This is a genomic window from Facivitalis istanbulensis, from assembly GCF_040560405.1.
In the GTDB taxonomy this organism is placed as follows: Bacteria; Pseudomonadota; Alphaproteobacteria; order Sphingomonadales; family Sphingomonadaceae; genus Sphingomonas; species Sphingomonas istanbulensis.
This window is the reverse complement of the sequence record NZ_JAVSCQ010000086.1, coordinates 1-648: the sequence shown is the minus strand read 5'-3', so window position 1 is coordinate 648 and position 648 is coordinate 1. Positions and strand designations below refer to the sequence as shown.

At 54.3% G+C, this 648-nt stretch carries 1 protein-coding gene; it reads left to right on the top strand.

Annotated features, from left to right (window positions below; genetic code table 11):
• Window positions 1-194 (top strand): hypothetical protein (locus tag RN629_RS18285; protein ID WP_407036498.1); only part of this gene is annotated, 194 nt, incomplete at its 5' end.
• Window positions 195-648 lie beyond the last annotated feature (454 nt).

Below are 648 nucleotides of genomic sequence, written 5' to 3'. Positions count from 1 at the left end.
CCGTCGATGCCGCCTCCGTCTATGTCGCGATCAGCAGGGCCAGGACCAGCGCGGCCGTCTATATCGACAGCCGCGCATCCCTCACCGAGGCGCTTGGATTGAGGAACGGGGCGCAGGTCGGGGCGATTGATGCAACGGCAACGTTACCGAAAACCCACGTCGGGCTCGGCAGCTACCAAGCCGAGATGGCATAGCTCAATTCATTACAAAGTTTGCGAGAACGGCTTCTCCGCAAGTTTTACAGCATTGCCGCTGAATATGTCACGACACGCAGCAGCCCTAATAACTCCCTTTAATATATGCGATGGCGAGCCGGCAGAACCAATGTTCACAAATATGAGACGATCTTTTCTGGATGGAATAACATAAAGCCCCTCACTGACATCCAATCCCGACATCATAGTCGGTGGAGGGCGATTCTCCAGATTCTCTCCGTTGTCGGGTATGAGCTCTATTTTACCCAGTCAAACCCGAGTTTCAGCGATAGCGACACACAGTGGAAGGTCGCCGTGATTCGATACCTCTAGGGTCAGGACCCATTGATGTGAGCGCCGTGATCTGATTCAGGCTCCGCAAGGAGACCGATATGAGCGACCTGTTTTGGCTGACGGACGATCAGATGAAGCGGCTTCGGCCGTTCTTTCCCAA